Source organism: [Clostridium] celerecrescens 18A, from assembly GCF_002797975.1.
GTDB classification, from domain to species: Bacteria; Bacillota; Clostridia; order Lachnospirales; family Lachnospiraceae; genus Lacrimispora; species Lacrimispora celerecrescens.
In genome coordinates this window covers 1,189,036-1,207,566 of the sequence record NZ_PGET01000001.1, presented here as the reverse complement: position 1 = coordinate 1,207,566, position 18,531 = coordinate 1,189,036, and the positions used below count along the sequence as shown (strand labels likewise).

Genomic DNA, 18,531 nt, shown 5'->3' with positions numbered 1-18,531 from the left:
CCGCGCCCCTGCATACTCACAGTGTGCCCCGCTCTACCGGGTATAACCGAACAGCAGCTATTGCTGCTTGATTCGGTTAAAAATTAGAAAGCCAGGTTTTCGCAAGAGAAATCCAGCTCTGGCAGGAAGGTTCTAAGAGGGACTCATTGGAGCCTGCGGTTTCTTCGCTGGCCAGAGACAGACCGTGGCATCCCGCAGGATATACATGAAGTTCAAAATTCACGCCATGCCTTCTCATGGCCGAAGCCAGGAGCAGGCTGTTTTCAAGGGGCACAGCGGCATCGGTATACGTATGCCACAGGAAAGCTTTTGGTGTCTTTTCCGTAACAAAGTTCTCTAGGGATACCGCTTCCTTTTCTTCCTTTGTCGCATTCTCGCCCAAAAGACTTAAGATAGAACCGGCATGCTTAAATTCCCCGCTTGTGATCACAGGGTAATTTAAAATCAGCCCGTCCGGACGGATCTCCTCCGGAGTCCGATCTATGGCTTCCCACACAAAATCTCTGTCCCAGAAAACCCCAAGACTGCAGGCCAAATGCCCGGCGGCAGAAAAACCGCATGGAATGATTTTATTCGTGTCAACCTTCCACTCTGCTGCGTGCTGCCGGATGACGGCCACCGCTTCAGCAAGTTCTCTTAGGGAAGTAGGGAAACGATTGGGGTCAACGCTGTAATTCAAAACAAATGCATGACAGCCCATGGACATAAACTGCAAGGCTATGGGCTCACTCTCCCGATCTGACCGCCGGCTGTATCCGCCTCCTGGAAGCACAATAATTGCAGGGCGAAGCATATCCGGGTTAACGCTTATGCTGTCCAGTAAATAACCAGTCAAACACACCGGGCCGGTCAACTGTCCTGGTACAACGATTTGTCTTTTCTCAATTCTCATAATGCCTGCTCCTTCTTTCCTCCATTCTGGCGGGTAAATATCTCATCTAGAATGTGATGCGCTACTTCATCTTTTGTCATGGTCTTAAGCGGAAGCTCTTTTTCCCTGGTTATGATGGTAACTACGTTGGTATCTGTTCCAAAGCCGGCTCCTTCCACTTTTAAGTTGTTGGCAACAATCATGTCTATCTTTTTTTTATCAAGCTTTACTCTTGAATTTTCTAACATATTCTGGGTCTCCATGGAAAAGCCGCAAAGAAACTGTCCCTTTCTACGGTGCTCTCCCAACCATTTAAGGATATCGTCCGTCCGTTCCAGTTCTATAACCATTTCTCCCTCTTTTTTCTTTGTCTTTTCCGTTCCCACATGCTTTGGACGGTAATCCGCTACAGCGGCGGCCTTAATGATGGCATCCTGAGATTCTGCTTCTGCTGTAACTGCATCAAACATTTCTTTTGCGCTGCCAACCTCTATGAGGTGCACAAACCTGGGCTTTGGCGTATCCGTTATCCCGCTCACAAGTGTCACATCCGCCCCTCTTAAGGAGGCTGCCTTTGCCACTGCATAGCCCATTTTCCCTGTGGAATGGTTTGTGATGAACCGGACCGGATCAATGGATTCCCTGGTAGGGCCGGCCGTAACCAGAATCTTCTTTCCTGCCAGGTCTTTTTCAAAGCAGACCTCTTTTTCAATGAAATCAAAAAGCACCTCAGGATCCGGCATCTTTCCTGCCCCAATATCTCCGCAGGCCAGGTACCCGAAATCAGGTTTGATTACTTCCATGTCATAGGACTCACAAATCCTTATATTATCCTGAACAATTGGATTTTCGTACATATTGGTATTCATGGCAGGAGAAATGATCTTCTTGCATCTGCATGCCAGGATGGTGGTTGTCAGCATGTCATCCGCGATCCCATGAGCCAGCTTTGCGATCACATTGGCACTGGCCGGGGCGATCATTACAACGTCAGCAAGCTTGGCAATGGATACATGCTCTACGTTGAACTGAAAATTGCGGTCAAAGGTATCAACCAGGCATTTATTGCCTGTCAATGTTTCAAACGTAATGGGATTAATAAAATTGGTGGCATTTTGGGACATTAAGACATGTACCTTGCAGCCCTTTTTTACCAGCATACTGGCAAGTCCGGCTATCTTATAGGCCGCAATGCTTCCTGTTACACCCAAAATGATATTTTTTCCTTTCAGCATAAGTGCCTCCCGTTGTTTTTCGTCTTAAAATATGATACTCTACAGTATAGCACAAGAAAAAAAAGTTGGAAAGGAGTTCCCTTTATGATTTTGGCCATTGATATGGGAAACAGCAATATTGTCATAGGCGGCATCGACAATACCGGCATCTACTTTGTAGAGCGAGTCACCACCAACCACGGAAAAACAGAGCTGGAATATGCAGTTAATATAAAAGATATTATGGAAATTCACAACATGCCCCTCTCAGCCATAGAAGGGGCAATCCTGTCTTCGGTTGTTCCTCCTCTTACGGATGTGGTCGTGTGTGCTGTTAAAAAAATAACAGGTAAGACACCCATGGTGGTCGGCTCCGGAATGAAGACCGGACTCAACATCAAGATGGACAACCCTAAGACCGTTGGCAGCGATTTAATCGTAAATGCGGTAGCTGCTTTAAAGGAGTATCAGGCTCCCATCATCATTGTTGACATGGGAACTGCCACTACCATGTCCGTCATTGACCGGAATGGGAACTACTCCGGCGGCATTATATTCCCCGGCCTTAGAGTCTCCCTGGATTCCTTAAGCAGCCGGGCTGCCCAGCTCCCTTATATCGGTTTAAACAAACCGACTAGGGTGATCGGCAAAAATACCATTGACTGCATGAAAAACGGAATCCTTTACGGCAATGCCGCCATGATCGACGGTGTCATTGACCGTATGGAGGAAGAACTTGGGACTTTGGCAAGCCTTGTGGCGACCGGAGGCCTGGCTTCCTCTGTCGTCCCGCTTTGTTATCATAAAATTCATTATGACGAGGCTCTGCTATTAAAGGGATTGCTGGTTCTATATGAAAAAAATAAGCTGGATTAATAATGCCCTAAAAACTGGAAAATAATTTTGATCCGGCTATCGTATAAAAGCCCTCGATTGAGTACATCATTTCTGTATGAGAATAATGAATGATGCGGAGGGAAAGATATGTCTGGATACAAAGTAGAGATTTGTGGTGTCAATACTTCCAAACTTCCTCTTCTTAATAACGAAGAGAAGGAAGTTCTGTTCAAACGGATTCTTGATGGAGATAAAAAGGCCAGAGAAGATTACATCAAGGGAAACTTAAGACTGGTTCTCAGTGTCATACAACGTTTTTCCGGGAGCAATGAAAACGTTGACGACTTATTTCAGATCGGATGCATCGGTTTAATCAAAGCCATTGATAATTTCGATATTACGCAGAACGTCCGGTTCTCCACCTATGCGGTACCCATGATTTTGGGCGAAGTACGGCGTTATCTTCGGGATAATAATTCTATCCGCGTCAGCCGGTCCCTGCGTGATACCGCTTATAAGGCAATCTATGCCAAAGAAAATTTAATGAAGAAAAACTTAAAAGAACCTACCCTGATGGAAATCGCCGATGAAATCGGAGTCAGCAAAGAAGACATCACCTATGCTCTTGATGCCATTCAAAGCCCGGTCAGTCTTTATGAACCGGTCTATTCTGACGGCGGTGATCCTCTTTTTGTCATGGACCAGATCAGTGACAAAAAAAACTTAGAGGAAAACTGGGTAGAGGACATCTCCTTAAACGAGGCCATGAGACGTCTTCCAGAAAGGGAGCGCCATATCATTGACATGCGCTTTTTTGAAGGAAAGACGCAGACCGAGGTAGCAGAAGAAATCCATATCAGTCAGGCGCAAGTAAGCCGCCTGGAAAAAAACGCATTAAAAACCATGAAGAATTACCTTTCTTAGGTAACGGCTTCCTTATTAATACAAGCCCACCTTTCCGTTTAGGAAGGCAGGCTTTTACATATACCGGAGAGATTTCTCCCTCCCTTATGACAGCTTATCAAAAAAGCTCTCTGATATCCCCTCATTTACTTTGTCTAAAAAAATCTATCTTTCATTCTCCCCATTCTTTTGACCATAATATGCATTGGCCCCATGCTTTCTTAAATAATGCTTATCCTGCAGCTCCTGTGGTGCAGGGATGACATCCGGATTGATCTGCTCACACCGATAAGCCATTTTGGCTACCTCTTCCAATACCACTGCGTTATGCACAGCCTCTTTGGGATCCTTCCCCCAGGTAAAAGGTCCGTGGTTTTTACAGAGACAGGCCGGTACTGCCAGATACTCTTTGTCCTTAAAATAGTCTGCAATCAGAAGCCCCGTGTGTTTCTCATACCCTTCCTCAATCTCTTCCTTTGTCAGGCAGCGAAGGCAGGGAACCTCTCCGTATATATAATCCGCATGGGTAGTGCCATAGCAGGGGATTCCCCGCCCGGACTGGGCCCAGCTGGTCGCCCAGGAAGAATGGGTGTGCACGATCCCGCCGATCTTTGGGAATGCCCTATAAAGTTCCAGATGGGTGGCAGTATCAGAAGAAGGGTGATATCTTCCTTCCACCTTTCTGCCCTCTAAATCCATAACCACCATATCTTCCGGCTTAAGCTTGTTATAATCTACACCGCTGGGCTTAATAACAAACATACCACTTTCACGGTCTATAGCGCTCACATTGCCCCAGGTAAAGGTGACAAGACCGTACTTGGGCAGTTCCATATTAGTTTCATAAACAAGCCGCTTTAAGTCTTCTAACATGTTTCTCCTCCTATGGGGTAAATGTATACATGGCAATTTCATCGATTCCATGATTGGTGGATATGATGATCTCTTTTCCATTATTTGTATACTTGTATACGTTAGCAGGACCGCAATTTCGGTCTAAGATCTGTGCTTCATAGGATTTCTGCACCGGATTATAGGTAAATACCAAAAGATTTCGTTCTCCCTGCCGATGTCCTATGACCAGGGCCGGTCTGCCGCACAGCGTCCCTCCGAAAATAGCATGGTTGAATTCAGCCGGCTGATCATAAACATAGACCTCCCTGTATTCCCCGTCTGTTTTTTTCCAAATGCTGATTTTATCCCCGTGAAATGGGGAAATAGTGGCTAATTCTTTCTCTCCGTCTTCATCAAAATCCAACAGCACCGCATCACTTGCCGCTTCTTTTATCAACTGGCGGATCCCCCATTCCCCAGAAGGCTGCTCCGGTGGAATGAACTGGTATACGCCGCTGTCAGAGGATATAATACTGGTCTGAAGACCACCATCTTCCACCTTATAGTAACCATGATTTTTCAGCATCCCAGCTTTAATCACCTTCAGCGGAAGCTGATGCTTATCGTTGAATCCGCTTAAATCTTCAGGCAGGACCGCTCCGTATACCTTTCCCGGTGAGGACCAGTCATCCTTAAATTCATGGCCTGACTTTAAGGTACAAGCAATCAAATAGTTGATGCCGTTCCGTTCCACAATATGAAACCGGTGTACAAAGGGTAAATCCACTAAAGTCTTTACCTCCCAGCCATTTTGTTCATCAGGGGTCACTATGACAATTTTTGCTTCTTTGGAATCATTGGGAGAATAGAATTTTTGAGTTGCCAGAAACTGTCCGTCCGTACCAGGAACTTGAACCATGGTCATTACACCGCCAGGTTCTGTCCAAATGGTATCTTCTATATTGCCTTCCGAATCAAATAGCAGGCAGCGGTCGATTTTTTCCGCCGCAACAAGGATGTGATCGGTTCCTTTGTAGCGAAGCGGGGCTATGGAATAGCATTTCGTTAAATTTCCCATCACCTTTTTTTCAATCTTCATTTATTTACTCCCTTTCATTCCTGTTCCCTTAATATCCCGGTCATTTTAAGATTTGCCGCAACCAGGTCTTCCTTCCAGGAGGGATTTCCCGTATACCAGAATTCCGCCACATAGATCCTGACTCCAAGCTTCCATGCGGTCTCAATGGCCTTTTTAAAGTCCACATGGCCCTCGCCGTAAGGAACCTCACGGAATATGCCTGGTTTTGTCTCTTTCAAATGCATGGCGGCAAGCCGCCCGCTTCCAAGCTTTAAGTCCTCCAATACGTCCGTTCCATTGATGAACGCAGCATTTGTTATATTCCCTATATCAGGATAAACATTTAAGTAGACAGAGGAAACCTGCTTCACATATTTCATGGCTTTTTCCACTGTATTCATGAATCCGGTCTCCATGGTCTCAAATGCAAGTACCACACCGGCGGACGCGGCCATTTCGGCAGCCTTTTTTAGGTTGTCAGTAAAATACCGCCTTGTTTCTTCATCAGATTCTTCATAGTACACATCGTATCCGGCCAGTTGGATAATCCTGATTCCCAGATCCGATGCAAGTTCTATGGCTTTGCTCATGATTTCCATGCTTTTTTTCTTAACTTCCGGGTCATGGCTTCCCAGGGGATACTTCCGGTGTCCGCTTAAACACATGGTACCGATGGGAATGCCTGCATCCTTTGTCAGTTTTATCAGTTCCAGACGTTCCTTTTCCGTCATTTCCAGACGTTCCAGTTTCTCCTCAGTTTCGTCTATACTCATTTCCAGGAAATCAAAACCGGCGCTCTTTGCAGCTTCCAGCTTTTCTTTCCAGCTTAATTCAGCCGGCATTGACTTTTCATACAACCCAAGCGTATAGGTTTTCATTAAAAACCTCCTTTTTTCACCTGGTGGATCTGCACTCCAGCCTCCTTAAATTCCTTTAATATTTCTTCAGGCGCCTTTTCATCCGTAATCAAATGCTGAACTTTGCCTATGCTGCAGCTTGAAAAGCTGCTGTTCTTTCCTATCTTTGTATGATCGGCCAGGATATACAGCTCGCTTCTTGTGTGTTCGATCATTAATTCGTTCAGACATACCTCATTCATGATCTCGGTCGTCATTCCTGACATAACGGAAATACCGGAACAACCCATAAATGCCTTTTTTGCATAGATGTTCTGAAGATTCCTGACCGCAAGATCTCCTACCATGGCTTCTTTCGGGTAGCGAAGTTCGCCGCCGGTGAGAATGATATTTACCCCGGTTCCATGTTCACTGTTAATCGCTTTTCCATTATTGGTTATGACCGTCACATTCCTGCTCTTGATATATTCCAGTATCTGCAGGGCAGTGCTGCTGGTGTTAATAAACAGCGTATCATTATCATCTACCAACGTTGCAGCATAGCTGGCAATCAGCCGTCTGTATCGTAATATTTCATTTGCCTGCGCAGGGCCCTTTTCAATGGGAATGGCGCCGCCATGACAGCGTTTTAAAAGCTTCCTGTCTTCCAGATACTGCAGATCTCTTCGAACTGTTATCACAGAAATCCCGCATTGCTCTGCCAAGCTGTTCACGGATACCTTGGGACTGTTTCTTACGATATCCAATATATGCTCTCTTCTCTCCTCCACAAGGGCGTATTCTCTTTTCATAGGCTCACCTGCACTTTTATCAATATTTGATTACTGTTACGATCCACCGTTTATTGGATACCGTCTGCCAGGTTGAAACACAGGCAGACGAAATTTATAATCATTAACCTTCCTGAATGATTCCCTGCTCTTTTAATTTGGTTTCAATCTCCGGAGCAGACATCACATTTTTAAGTCCAACGATCTTAATGCCTTTTTTCTCAGCATCTGCAAACATATCTTTAAAGTTCTGTGCACAAACCACCACATCGTACTGAGGAGCCGATCCTTTTCCTTCTGAAAGAGCGCAATGATGTACCTTTGTCGGTTTGATATTATGCTTCTTCAGCACTTTTTCCAAGGTCATTTGTGCCATCAGGCTTGAACCTGCCCCATTTGCGCAACACACTAAAAAGCTTAAATTTTTACCAGCCACGAGAAAACCCTCCTTAATCTCTTTTACTCTTTATCTGCCTTCATTTCTTTATACGCTTCATAATCCTCTGTCATAAGGAAATAACCCTTTTTATCCTTCCAATACTGAATCTGCGGTATAGCAAGCAGTGCAACCAGTACGATTCCAATACCGATGTAGCTTAAATATTTCATGACCACGGTAAATACCGGCCATATGACCGCCCAGTCCCACATACCCAAATATCCGCCATAGGCTGCCATGCCTACCCAGCCTGCGATAAATGCAGAACCGAATACCTGACAAAGACCGGATAGGAAGGGAAGAATCAGGGCCGCTTTAAATCCGCCCTTTTCATTTGCAAAAACACCGATGGTGGCGTTATCAAAGAACACGGGAACGAAACCGCATATAACAAGCACCGGACTCTTTAACAGAATCAGCGCCACAATAGCCAGAATCTGTCCGACAAAGCCTGATAAGAATCCCAGGGTCACGGCATTGGCCGCACCAAATCCAAAGATTACGGCACAATCCACTCCCGGAACAGAGCCAGGGAGAATTCTGTCTGCAATCCCCTGGAACGAGGCTGTCAGCTCCGCTACGAAGGTACGTACACCTAATTGGAGAATTGCCAGATACACCGCAAAATATAAACAGGTTTGAAGAACATAGAAGAACATGCTGGCTCCCTCTTTCATAAACTCTCCTTCAACCAGATAATCCCGGCCAAGGATACAGAGGATCGCCCCGAAGAAGATAACCATTAAGATGGAAGTACAGACCATATTGTCATTAAAGATGGACATAAAACCTGGCAGTTCAATATCTTCAATCTTCCTGATTTCTTTTCCATTGTTTTTCCTACTTTCTTTTCCAAAGAGCTTGCCTGCAAGATAGTAGCTGAGCGCTACACCGAACATCTGCTGATGGGCCAGACAGAAGCCGGCACCGTCCGTTACCTCCTGGCACGGCTTGATTGTCAGGTTTGAGCCAACGGCCCAGTAAGCTCCCAATAGAAGGGCCATTACCACAAGCATGGCAACTCTTCCATTTAACAGGAATGGACAGGCAAACATGATCAGCCAATATGCAGTAGCAGCCTGCTGAACCTGTACATTACCGGTGGTAAACAGTGCCCGAAGCTTGGTATATTTTGAAAAACGTACAAGAAGAATATTTACGATAAATGCAATGAACAACAGAATCATCGCATCACCAAATCCTTTTCCAAACACTTCCCCAACGCCTGCCGTAACAGCATTCTGACCAAAATACGGATCAATTACCATGGCATTCATCTGGAACCTGTCTTTTAGGCCTACCAATACCGGACGGAAGTTGCCTACCAGCCCGCCGGAACCAACCATTAAAATCAAATAGCCCACGATCGCTTTTAAAGTCCCAGCAAGTATATCATACCACGGTTTTCTCAGCAAGATGTAACCAATCATAACGATCAGACCAATCATAAATGCCGGCTGCTGCAAAACGTTTGTGGCAAAAAAAGTCCATACCTTCAATAAAATCTCCATTGCATTACCCCCTTCTCCCTAATCCAAATATCGTTCCTGTATTCTCAGTAAATCTTCTGAATCTTTGGCTTTTTTCAGTTCAGCAATCACTTCCTCATTGCACAGCAGCTCCGATAACCGGCTCATATTATTCAGATGCTGATCCGGATTACAGGAGGCCAGGGTAAAGAAAAGCTGTGCATCCTTTTCCGGGTCCTCCGCATCAAAGCTGACCGGCTTATCCAGTTTCATGAAGGCGATTGTGGTCTTATGCACGCCTTCTGCCCCCTCCTGGGAATGCGGCATGGCAATGTCCGGCAAAACAATGATATAAGGGCCGTATTTTTTAATACAGGCAATGATCTCTTCCTTATAATTCCCTTCGACTGTCCCGTCCTCTTCCAGACACTCACAGCTCATCCGGACTGCATCCTCCCAATCCTTTGCTTCTATGGCAAATTTATAATGTTTCTTCTCCACAAAATCTCTCAGCATGTTTTCTGTTTTCTCCTTTTTCCTGCTTACAAAAGTGAACGGAACGGAATATTCTGAGGTGCTTCAAAACAATCCTCAAAGCCTCTTTCATGGTGATAAGCCAGCTTGTCCTTATCTCTGGGATAAACGTATTTTCCGCCTACCTCCCAGAAAAACGGATGAAACTTATAATCCAGCCGATCCTTCTTCATATGATAGAGTACCCTGATTTCATTCACATCCGCCATGAAATTGGTCCAGACATCATAATGAATGGGGATTACCACCTTACATCTTAGAGCTTCAGCCATGCGGAGGATATCACAGGATGTCATCTTATCTGCCATTCCCACGGGATTTTCCCCATAAGAACCAAATGCAACATCAATGTCATAATCCTTTCCGTGTTTTGCAAAGTAAATGGAGTAATGGGAATCTCCGCTGTGATAAATATTACCGCCAGGCGTTTTGATCAGATAATTTACCGCCTTATCATCCATATCCATGGGACACTTACCTGTCAGCTCTTCCCGGTCCGGGCCGGTGGAATCGGTTGTTACAAGGCAGGTTCTGTCAAAGGAATCCAATGCCACAATTTCAATGTCCTTTATCCTGATACTGTCTCCAGGCACTACCGTAATGCAGCGGTCCGCCGGAACCCCCCATTTCTGCCACAGCTCAACGGATTTCTTAGGGCCGATAAAAGGAACCGGGATTTCTTTTCCATTCTCATCAACGGTTGTTATATTGCTTTGGATTACATGGGCAGCATATTCCGGGCTCATATGATCCTGATGGTAATGGGTTGCCAGAACCGCGTCTACATGCTTAACTGCAAACGGATCGAGCACAAAAGGCACCGCCCTTAAGTTAGGCTGCATCTTTCTTCCCCCGCACATATTGGCCATCTGATGACCCTCAGCCATCTTTCCGTTTCCATGAGAACGCTTTCCGTTACCGCACCACAAATCTACGGTAATGTTACAGCCGCCCGGTGTTTTAAACCACATGCCCGTACAGCCCAGCCACCACATAGCCACTGTTCCAGGTTCCACTGTCTCATGTTCAATTTCTTCATTCAGCCAGGTTCCCCATTCAGGGAACGTACTCATGATCCAGCTTTCCCTTGTGATTTCTTCCATTTTGCTCATCCAAACATCCTCCTTTGCTCTTTATGATCGTTTTATGATCGATTATGTTCGAATTTATCTTTACATTTAGATAATAACATTACAATATTAGTTTTTCAAGAGCGTTAAATGACCGTTTGTACATTATATGTTCGTTTTAAATATTTTGTGTATTTTATACATTTTTAACTTAATTATTTATGCATATTTTTATTTTTTATAAGACTTATGATTTAAGCAAATGCATTTTTCACAATATTGTTCGTTCCGAAATTCACATATAATCATTTTCGTGTTATTTCACCATTTTATATTATGATTGTATAATCGAAGCTGTAATCAAGGCATTGTAAATATTTGATTTAACCATAAATTATAAAAAGATGCACCTCCTCTCACCCATCAGATAAGCAATCACAATATTCTTTAGCTGCTAAAGTATATTGACAGCAGATTCTTTAGGTGCTATACTAAATTCGCAATTAGAACCAAAATCAGCCTTTGTTTCGTGAAAATATTGGAGGGAAAAAGACATGGAATGTAAATTAATTGGGAACTTATTTGAAGTTATAGCTATGATCACAGATGAGCAGAGAATCCCTCAAATATACAGCGAGTCTAATGTGCTTTATCACGCAGAACTGAACCTGATTGACGCGATTTATGACCATCCCGATGCAAATGCACGTATGCTATCAGAAATTATGGGCGTTACGCAGGGCGCGATAACTCAGATGACGGTAAAGCTGACAGAAAAGAAACTGATTGAAGGATATAAAATGCCCGGGAATAAGAAAGAAAAATATTACAGGCTTACAGCGGATGGAGAGCAGGCTAGGCTTAAGCATCAGGAATACCATAGTAAAGCCAACCAAAAGCTGTGTCAATATTTCTGTTCTCTCAGCGACTCCAACGCAAGGGTTATTCTGGATTTTTTTGAAAAAGTAAAGGAATGTATGCCTATCAGTGAGTTTGTCTGCCAATCAGGGGGCGGCTGCGGAGGCGGTATAGAAAGAAAGGAGGAGTAAGACATGCTTACTATTTCTAAATTAAGGGCTTATGCAGGTGATAATGAAATCCTCAAGGGGGTAGATTTAACAATAAACCCAGGAGAGACCCATGTGATCATGGGACCGAACGGCGCTGGAAAGTCTACGCTGGCAAGTGTCATCATGGGGCATCCGGACTATACGGTAACGGAAGGCCGCATCGTATTTGAAGGCAAAGACATCACCTATACCAAAACAGATGAAAGAGCTAGAAGCGGCATCTTTATGACATTTCAAAATCCCGAGGAAGTGGACGGCATCACTGTGGAAAGCTTTCTGCGCACAGCGCGGTATGCGATTACCGGCAACAACGAGCGGGCCTGGGACTTCCACAAGGAATTAAAAGAGCTTATGGCACGTCTGGATTTTGACGAGAGTTACGCCGCAAGGTATTTAAACGTAGGTTTTTCAGGCGGAGAAAAGAAGAAACATGAAATATTGCAGATGCTGGCACTTCACCCAAAGCTGGCTATTTTGGATGAAACAGATTCCGGCCTGGATGTTGATGCGGTCAAAACGGTATCTGAGGGTGTACGGGGCTTTAAAAATAAAGAAAACGCACTGCTGATCATTACCCATAGCACGAAAATTTTAGAAAATATCAGTGTCGATATGGTACATATTTTGATTGACGGGCAGATTATCAAAACCGGAGACGCCTCGCTGATTGATGAGGTGAACCGCAGCGGCTTTACTTCTCTCTCACCTGCCAAAGCGGCTGAGGAGGTGACATAATGGAACGAAAAAAAACACAGGTTGAGGAAATCAACCGTGACGCCTATGACATTGCAAACCCGGAAAACGCCGCTTATAAGGTGGATAAAGGGCTGACTGCGGAAATCGTTACCGATATTTCCACAGGAAAAAACGAACCAAGCTGGATGCTGGAACACCGGTTACAATCCCTCGCCGTTTATGAACGGCTTTCTTTGCCAAATTGGGGGCCGAGCCTTCACGAATTGGATATGAACCATATAGTTACCTATGTCCGCCCAAATATGGCGATGACGGATAACTGGAACGAGGTTCCCGAAGAAATCAAGCAAACATTTGACCGGCTTGGTATTCCCGAAGCGGAAAAACTGGCGCTCTCCGGGGTGGGCGCACAATATGATTCTGAGGTCGTTTATCACAGCATTAAGGAAGAAATGCGCCAGCAGGGTGTAATTTACACCGATATGGATACCGCGCTCCATGAGTATGAGGATATCGTAAAAAAACACTTTATGAAACTGCTCCCCGCCACTGCACATAAATTCGCGGCGCTGCACGGAGCGGTCTGGTCAGGCGGATCCTTTGTCTATGTGCCAAAAGATATCGAGGTGCATATGCCGCTGCAATCCTATTTCCGGCTCAATGCACCGGGAGCCGGGCAGTTTGAGCATACTTTGATTATTCTTGAGGAAGGCGCACGGCTTCATTTCATTGAGGGTTGTTCCGCACCTCGTTATAACGCGCTGAATCTGCACGCCGGTTGTGTGGAGCTTTATGTGGGCGAGAACGCGACACTGCGGTATTCTACCATCGAAAACTGGTCGAGAAATATGATGAACCTTAATTCAAAGTGCGCGGCAGTGGAAAAAAACGGGGCAATTGAGTGGGTTTCCGGCACATTCGGCTCTCACATCACCATGCTGTATCCCAGCAGTATTTTGCGGGGGGAAGGGGCCAGAAGCGAGTTTACGGGCATCACCTTTGCTGCCGCGGGGCAAGAGCTGGATACCGGCACAAAAGTGATTCACGCCGCTCCGAATACTTCATCTACGGTATCGTCAAAATCCATCTCCAAAAGTGGCGGGAAAGCCATCTACCGCAGCGCTGTTACTGTTTTGCCCGAAGCTAAAAACAGCAAGTCCAGCGTAAGCTGCGAATCCCTCATGCTGGATAGGGAGAGCCGCTCCGACACAATTCCTGTGATGGATATCCGTAATGACGAAGTGGATATCGGACACGAAGCAAAAATCGGGCGAATCAGCGAAGAAACTGTTTTTTACCTGATGACGCGGGGAATTGGTGAAAATGAAGCCAAGGCGCTGATTGTCCGCGGTTTCGTGGAACCCATAACAAAGGAGCTTCCTTTGGAATACGCCGTGGAAATGAACAGGCTGGTGGCCCTTGAATTTGAGGGCGGCATCGGTTAGAAGGAGGTTGGCATGAATAATACCCTAAAAAGGCTTAACAGGCTGCAGATTCCAACATGGAGCATGCTCAAAATAAACGATACAGCCATAACGATAGATCTTGATGGAATGCCCGCCTATTCCGGGAATCCACTTCAAAAGGAATATTCAGGGATTCAGATCACCCATGAACCCGCATTGGAGGTGAAGGAAACTCCTCCGGTCATCCTTCAGGATGTTCGGGAATACGCGGCGGCGCTATGCAATTACCGCCTGCATCTTACGATCCCGGCAGGATTTACGGCGAAGGATCCGATTGTGCTGGACTTTCATCTAGGTGCCGGCAATGCTCTTCTGTCAGATGAGCTGTTCATCAGCGCGGAAGCCGGAAGCAGCGCAACAGTGGTTCTGCGGTATGCATCGGACGAGGACGCAAACTGTTTCCACTGTGGATACACGAAGCTTCATGCAAAAGCAGACGCTAACATCAGGCTGATAAAGGCGCAGAGATTGGCGGAGAATCATACAGGCGTTGACGCGACAGAAATAAACGTGGAAACAGGGGCAGCCGCACATGTGATCCTGATTGAAGCAGGTTCGCAAAAATCCGTTTCCAGCTGCAGCATACAGCTTGAAGGAAACGGTGCGTCGGTTGATTTGGACGGTGCTTATGCTGTAAACCAGGAACGGGAGCTTGATTTTAATTACCGAATTGAATACAAAGCGGAAAACACCCGTGGTAATATAAATGTCCGGGGAGCGCTGCTGGACAAGGCACGCAAAGCGGCAAAAAGTACCCTTGATTTTCTACCTGGCGCGGCAGGAGCAAAAGGACGGGAAGAAGAAAGCGTGCTGGTACTTGGCTCTGATGCAGTCAATCTTTCCGCACCGTTACTTTTGTGCGGCGAGGATGATGTGGAAGGCCAGCACGCCACCACCACTGGAAAGCTTGACGAAAACAAGCTCTTTTACTTAATGAACCGCGGTATAAGAAAAAGTGAGGCACGGAAACTGATTGCGCTGGCGTCATTCAATTCTGTTTTGGAAAAAATAGAACCAGACAGCCTTCAGGAAGAAATTTCCTCATATATTCAGGAGGTGCTGAGCGATGCGGACTAACTACGCAGATGATTTTCCTCTGCTTAAAAACAGCACGGAAAACGGAAAAAGATTGGTTTATCTCGACAATGCGGCTACCACCCAAAAGCCTACGCAGGTGATTGATGCCGTGAGAAACTATTACGAACAATACAACGCCAACCCCCACCGCGGGGCATATCCCTTGAGCGAGAAAGCAACGGAAGCTTATGAATCCGCGCGGGGTAAAGTTGCAGCCTTTATAGGTGCGGGAAGTCCGGATGAAATCGTGTTTACAAAAGGAACCACGGAATCCCTCAATCTTATAGCAGGCTCTTATGGAATGGATATCGTCCAGGAAGGCGATGAAATTTTGATCTCCATTGCGGAACATCACAGTAATTTAATCCCGTGGCAGGCCGTGGCAAAAGCAAAAAGCGCTAAGCTACGGTATCTTTACACCGATGCAAATGGGAAACTGACGACGGAAGAAATTGCCGCAAAAATAACTACCCGGACCAGGATCGTTGCTGTCGCGCAGGTGTCCAACGTATTGGGGATCGTTAATCCGATTGAAGAAATCGTCAAAAGGGCACATGAGGCCGGCGCAATTGTTGTGCTGGATGCGGCACAGGGAATTCCCCATATGCCGGTCGATGTGCAAGCATTGGATGTGGATTTTCTGGCATTTTCGGGCCATAAGCTGTATGCTCCCATGGGCATTGGCGTATTATACGCGAAAAAAGAGCATTTAAGGAACATGCACCCATTGCTGTTAGGCGGCGGGATGGTGGACGATGTGAGCGAACAGACCGCCGCTTACACAGACGGCCCCGGGAAATTTGAAGGCGGTACTCAACATGTGGAAGGTGCAGTCGGCCTGCACTCAGCACTTGATTATCTGGAAAATATCGGTTATGAGCAGATTGGACGGATTGAACATGAGCTGACCGGGTATGCGCTTGCACGGCTTCATTCCATTCCGCACGTTACTATTTACGGTCAGGAAAGCGGTTATGGCCGCACGGGTGTCATTTCCTTTAATATTGACGGAGCACATCCTCATGATGTTTCGACAATCCTGAGCGCAGATGGCGTGGCGATACGTTCAGGGCATCATTGTGCTCATCCGCTTATGCGGTATATGGGCGTGAATGCTACTTGCCGGGCCAGCCTATGCTTTTACAATACCAAAGACGACATAGACGTTTTGATTGGATCCATATGGAAGGTCAGGGAGGTGTTGAAACTTGGAGCTGAATGAGATTTATACAGAAATTATTACCGAACACAGCACATCCACAAGAAACCGCCGTCACCTGGAACAGGCCAGCGTTAGTCTGGCGGGGAAAAATCCCAGCTGCGGAGATGAAATAGAACTTGAATTGCTGATTGAGCACGGCCGGATCATGGACGCTTCCTTTACCGGCGTAGGCTGTGCGATTTCCCAGGCATCAACCTCAATGATGATCGACTTGATAAAAGGAAAGTCTCTCTCTGAGGCAAAATATCTCGCAGAATTGTTTACCGCGATGATACAGCGTAAAATAACAAATGACCATGACTTAGAGCCGCTTGAAGAAGCCGCCGCTCTGAAAAGTATTTCTAATCTGCCCGCACGGGTAAAGTGTGCGGCTATGCCGTGGCACACTCTTGAAACAGCCGTATTGGAAAAAGATACTCCGTAATTAACAAGGATTATCAGACATAATACAGAAGACGGGAACGATCCTTACAGGAGATATGGCCTCCATGCCAGAGATACAGGAGATTCTGGTGATACTGGAGATCCCGGAGATTCCGGAGATTCCGGCGGCAGGCAGACAAAAGGGATGCTGCTCAATGATATGAAATCTTAAAGATTTCCCGTCATTGTACAGCATCCCTATTTTAGATCAAAATGTTTGGTACTGCAATTTAAGCTCCCGCTTAAAATCCGATTACAGCTTTAGGTATGGTGAACTCTACTGCGCCCATGTATCCCGGAGCCACTTCATATTCGTCAAATGCAATTACGATTTCTCCATTCTCATTAAAGTAAAAACTTTCATCTCCGGTAATCTGCTTGAATTCATCCACGGCATCCTCTCCCGTATTGTAAAAGTACATCTTGGAATCATCCGCAGCCATTTGTTCTTCCATCTGTTTTTTGATGTTATCACTGATGGCAGTAATGTAGTCGGGCTTATCCTTCATCAAATCCTTTAAAGACACTACATTTCCTGTTTCCTTATCAATGGTAAAGATCTTTACGTACTCCGCTCCGCTGGCCATCACAACCGTTGTATTGATCCGCAGGGAAAGGTACTCATCGTTGTCTGTCACAACATCATAGCTGGAAGTCACGGAATAGTGGCCGTTACCAGCCTGATCTCCTGCTACCCGATTTTCATATTCCGCAATCAGCTGATTGGCATACTCTTCAATGGTTCGGTTAACCTTTTCATTATCCTTCTCATTGATGGAAACCTTTGGGATATCTATTTTAGCCTCATAATTATTATTAGCATCCTCAAAGGTACGGAAAGTAACAACCTTTGCAATTGCGCCTAAAACCGGAATTTCTTCCATTGCATTGGCGGTAACCGGGCTGGCATTTGCCATAATCACAATCGCTGCCATTGCAGCTGCTGCTGTTATACCTGTTCTTTTAGTCATATTCATCATCTGAATTCTCCTCTTTTCTTTTTTTGCTCTCTCAATACCTGCCGCCATACTTACACGGGCAGCCTCCGGCACAGGAATATTTTGATATCTTTCTTTCATCCTTAACAGTTTTTCCTCATTGCTGTGTTCCATATTAACTGCTCCTTTCTATCCTAAGTGACCTCCGGTTCCAGTAAAATCTTTAGTTTCTTCAGCGCCCGGTAAAGCCTGGCCTTGACAGTGCTCACATTCATTTCCAGAATTTCAGCAATTTCTTCCAGTTTCCATTCCTCCATATATTTTAAAATCACGATTGTACGATCTTTTTCCTCTAAAGAACTTAAAAGCTCCAGAGGATCATCTTCCTTATAGCTGTCTTCATGAGGAATCTCCATCTCATCAAAGCTCACGCTTTCCTTTTTCTGCTTCCTGATAAAGTCAATGGATGCATTTATAACAATCCGGTGAATCCAGGTCGACAAATAGGTTTCTTCTCTCAGTCTCCTGCATTCCTTAATTACCCGGTACGCACTCTCCTGAACGATATCCAGGGCATCCTGCTCATTTTTTACATAACTGTACGCAAGCCGGTAATAAGATTCATAATTTTTCAAAAGGATTCGTTCTGCCTCTTCTTCAATCTTTTGTTTCATTTTTTCCTCCTCTCTGGGTTTCTATCTATTAGACGTATTATAACGCAAAAAAGTTTCATTATTAACAAAAAAAGGAAAGACTCTTTGAA

General features: G+C 45.4%; 20 protein-coding genes. 8 read left to right on the top strand and 12 right to left on the bottom strand.

The genetic code is table 11. The annotated features are described in order from the left end of the window. Positions 1-76: 76 nt before the first annotated feature. Both H171_RS05615 and coaBC read right to left on the bottom strand, forming a co-directional pair. Positions 77-892, bottom strand: a complete 816-nt coding sequence (locus H171_RS05615; protein ID WP_100304268.1) for an alpha/beta hydrolase — start codon at positions 890-892, stop codon at positions 77-79. Next, positions 889-2,106, bottom strand: coding sequence for a bifunctional phosphopantothenoylcysteine decarboxylase/phosphopantothenate--cysteine ligase CoaBC (coaBC, locus tag H171_RS05610; RefSeq protein WP_100304267.1), 1,218 nt, complete (start codon positions 2,104-2,106; stop codon positions 889-891). The genes H171_RS05615 and coaBC overlap by 4 nt, the downstream gene beginning before the upstream one ends. Before the next feature lie 84 nt (positions 2,107-2,190). Here coaBC and H171_RS05605 point away from each other — a divergent pair, with 84 nt between their 5' ends. Continuing rightward, positions 2,191-2,961: a type III pantothenate kinase gene (locus H171_RS05605; RefSeq protein ID WP_100304266.1), complete on the top strand. Its 771-nt coding sequence runs from the start codon at positions 2,191-2,193 to the stop codon at positions 2,959-2,961. Positions 2,962-3,069: 108 nt separating this feature from the next. Then, positions 3,070-3,846, top strand: coding sequence for an RNA polymerase sporulation sigma factor SigG (gene sigG / locus H171_RS05600; protein ID WP_025233499.1), 777 nt, complete (start codon positions 3,070-3,072; stop codon positions 3,844-3,846). Positions 3,847-3,990: 144 nt separating this feature from the next. Here sigG and H171_RS05595 read toward each other — a convergent pair whose 3' ends face one another. From H171_RS05595 to ulaG, 8 genes are all read right to left on the bottom strand, one after another. Further along, complete coding sequence (locus H171_RS05595; protein ID WP_100304265.1) at positions 3,991-4,698, bottom strand: L-ribulose-5-phosphate 4-epimerase; 708 nt, start codon at positions 4,696-4,698, stop codon at positions 3,991-3,993. A gap of 10 nt (positions 4,699-4,708) precedes the next feature. Continuing rightward, positions 4,709-5,758 carry a hypothetical protein gene (locus H171_RS05590; RefSeq protein WP_100304264.1) on the bottom strand — a complete coding sequence of 350 codons (1,050 nt, stop codon included), beginning with the start codon at positions 5,756-5,758 and terminating at the stop codon, positions 4,709-4,711. A gap of 14 nt (positions 5,759-5,772) precedes the next feature. Next, positions 5,773-6,615: an L-ribulose-5-phosphate 3-epimerase gene (locus tag H171_RS05585; RefSeq protein WP_100304263.1), complete on the bottom strand. Its 843-nt coding sequence runs from the start codon at positions 6,613-6,615 to the stop codon at positions 5,773-5,775. Beyond that, positions 6,615-7,385, bottom strand: a complete 771-nt coding sequence (locus H171_RS05580; protein WP_100304262.1) for a DeoR/GlpR family DNA-binding transcription regulator — start codon at positions 7,383-7,385, stop codon at positions 6,615-6,617. The genes H171_RS05585 and H171_RS05580 overlap by 1 nt, the downstream gene beginning before the upstream one ends. Before the next feature lie 103 nt (positions 7,386-7,488). Beyond that, positions 7,489-7,800 (bottom strand): PTS sugar transporter subunit IIB, encoded by a 312-nt coding sequence (locus tag H171_RS05575; protein ID WP_100304261.1) that lies wholly within the window; start codon positions 7,798-7,800, stop codon positions 7,489-7,491. A 23-nt stretch (positions 7,801-7,823) separates the two neighbouring features. Continuing rightward, positions 7,824-9,314, bottom strand: a complete 1,491-nt coding sequence (locus tag H171_RS05570) for a PTS ascorbate transporter subunit IIC (RefSeq protein WP_100304260.1) — start codon at positions 9,312-9,314, stop codon at positions 7,824-7,826. Positions 9,315-9,332: 18 nt separating this feature from the next. Beyond that, positions 9,333-9,788: a PTS sugar transporter subunit IIA gene (locus H171_RS05565; protein ID WP_100304259.1), complete on the bottom strand. Its 456-nt coding sequence runs from the start codon at positions 9,786-9,788 to the stop codon at positions 9,333-9,335. Between the two features lie 26 nt (positions 9,789-9,814). Then, entirely contained in the window at positions 9,815-10,918 is a 1,104-nt protein-coding gene (gene ulaG / locus H171_RS05560) for an L-ascorbate 6-phosphate lactonase (protein WP_100304258.1), read from the bottom strand. A gap of 512 nt (positions 10,919-11,430) precedes the next feature. Between ulaG and H171_RS05555 the strand changes: the two genes are divergently transcribed. From H171_RS05555 to sufU, 6 genes are read left to right on the top strand one after another with little or no spacing between them, the layout of a single operon-like run. Beyond that, complete coding sequence (locus tag H171_RS05555) at positions 11,431-11,925, top strand: MarR family winged helix-turn-helix transcriptional regulator (RefSeq protein ID WP_100304257.1); 495 nt, start codon at positions 11,431-11,433, stop codon at positions 11,923-11,925. Positions 11,926-11,928: 3 nt separating this feature from the next. Further along, a complete protein-coding gene (gene sufC / locus H171_RS05550; protein WP_100304256.1) occupies positions 11,929-12,681 on the top strand; it encodes a Fe-S cluster assembly ATPase SufC in 753 nt (250 codons plus the stop codon). Beyond that, positions 12,681-14,087: a Fe-S cluster assembly protein SufB gene (gene sufB / locus H171_RS05545; RefSeq protein ID WP_100304255.1), complete on the top strand. Its 1,407-nt coding sequence runs from the start codon at positions 12,681-12,683 to the stop codon at positions 14,085-14,087. Before sufC ends, sufB begins: the two co-directional genes overlap by 1 nt. A gap of 12 nt (positions 14,088-14,099) precedes the next feature. Beyond that, complete coding sequence (locus tag H171_RS05540; protein WP_100304254.1) at positions 14,100-15,185, top strand: SufD family Fe-S cluster assembly protein; 1,086 nt, start codon at positions 14,100-14,102, stop codon at positions 15,183-15,185. Then, positions 15,175-16,407 (top strand): cysteine desulfurase, encoded by a 1,233-nt coding sequence (locus H171_RS05535; protein ID WP_100304253.1) that lies wholly within the window; start codon positions 15,175-15,177, stop codon positions 16,405-16,407. The genes H171_RS05540 and H171_RS05535 overlap by 11 nt, the downstream gene beginning before the upstream one ends. Then, complete coding sequence (sufU, locus tag H171_RS05530) at positions 16,394-16,831, top strand: Fe-S cluster assembly sulfur transfer protein SufU (RefSeq protein WP_100304252.1); 438 nt, start codon at positions 16,394-16,396, stop codon at positions 16,829-16,831. The genes H171_RS05535 and sufU overlap by 14 nt, the downstream gene beginning before the upstream one ends. Before the next feature lie 241 nt (positions 16,832-17,072). Here the strand turns inward: sufU and H171_RS05525 are convergent, their stop codons facing one another. Beyond that, positions 17,073-17,942 carry a DUF3298 and DUF4163 domain-containing protein gene (locus tag H171_RS05525; protein ID WP_100304251.1) on the bottom strand — a complete coding sequence of 290 codons (870 nt, stop codon included), beginning with the start codon at positions 17,940-17,942 and terminating at the stop codon, positions 17,073-17,075. A 20-nt stretch (positions 17,943-17,962) separates the two neighbouring features. Beyond that, positions 17,963-18,442, bottom strand: a complete 480-nt coding sequence (locus H171_RS05520) for an RNA polymerase sigma factor (RefSeq protein WP_100304250.1) — start codon at positions 18,440-18,442, stop codon at positions 17,963-17,965. Positions 18,443-18,531 lie beyond the last annotated feature (89 nt).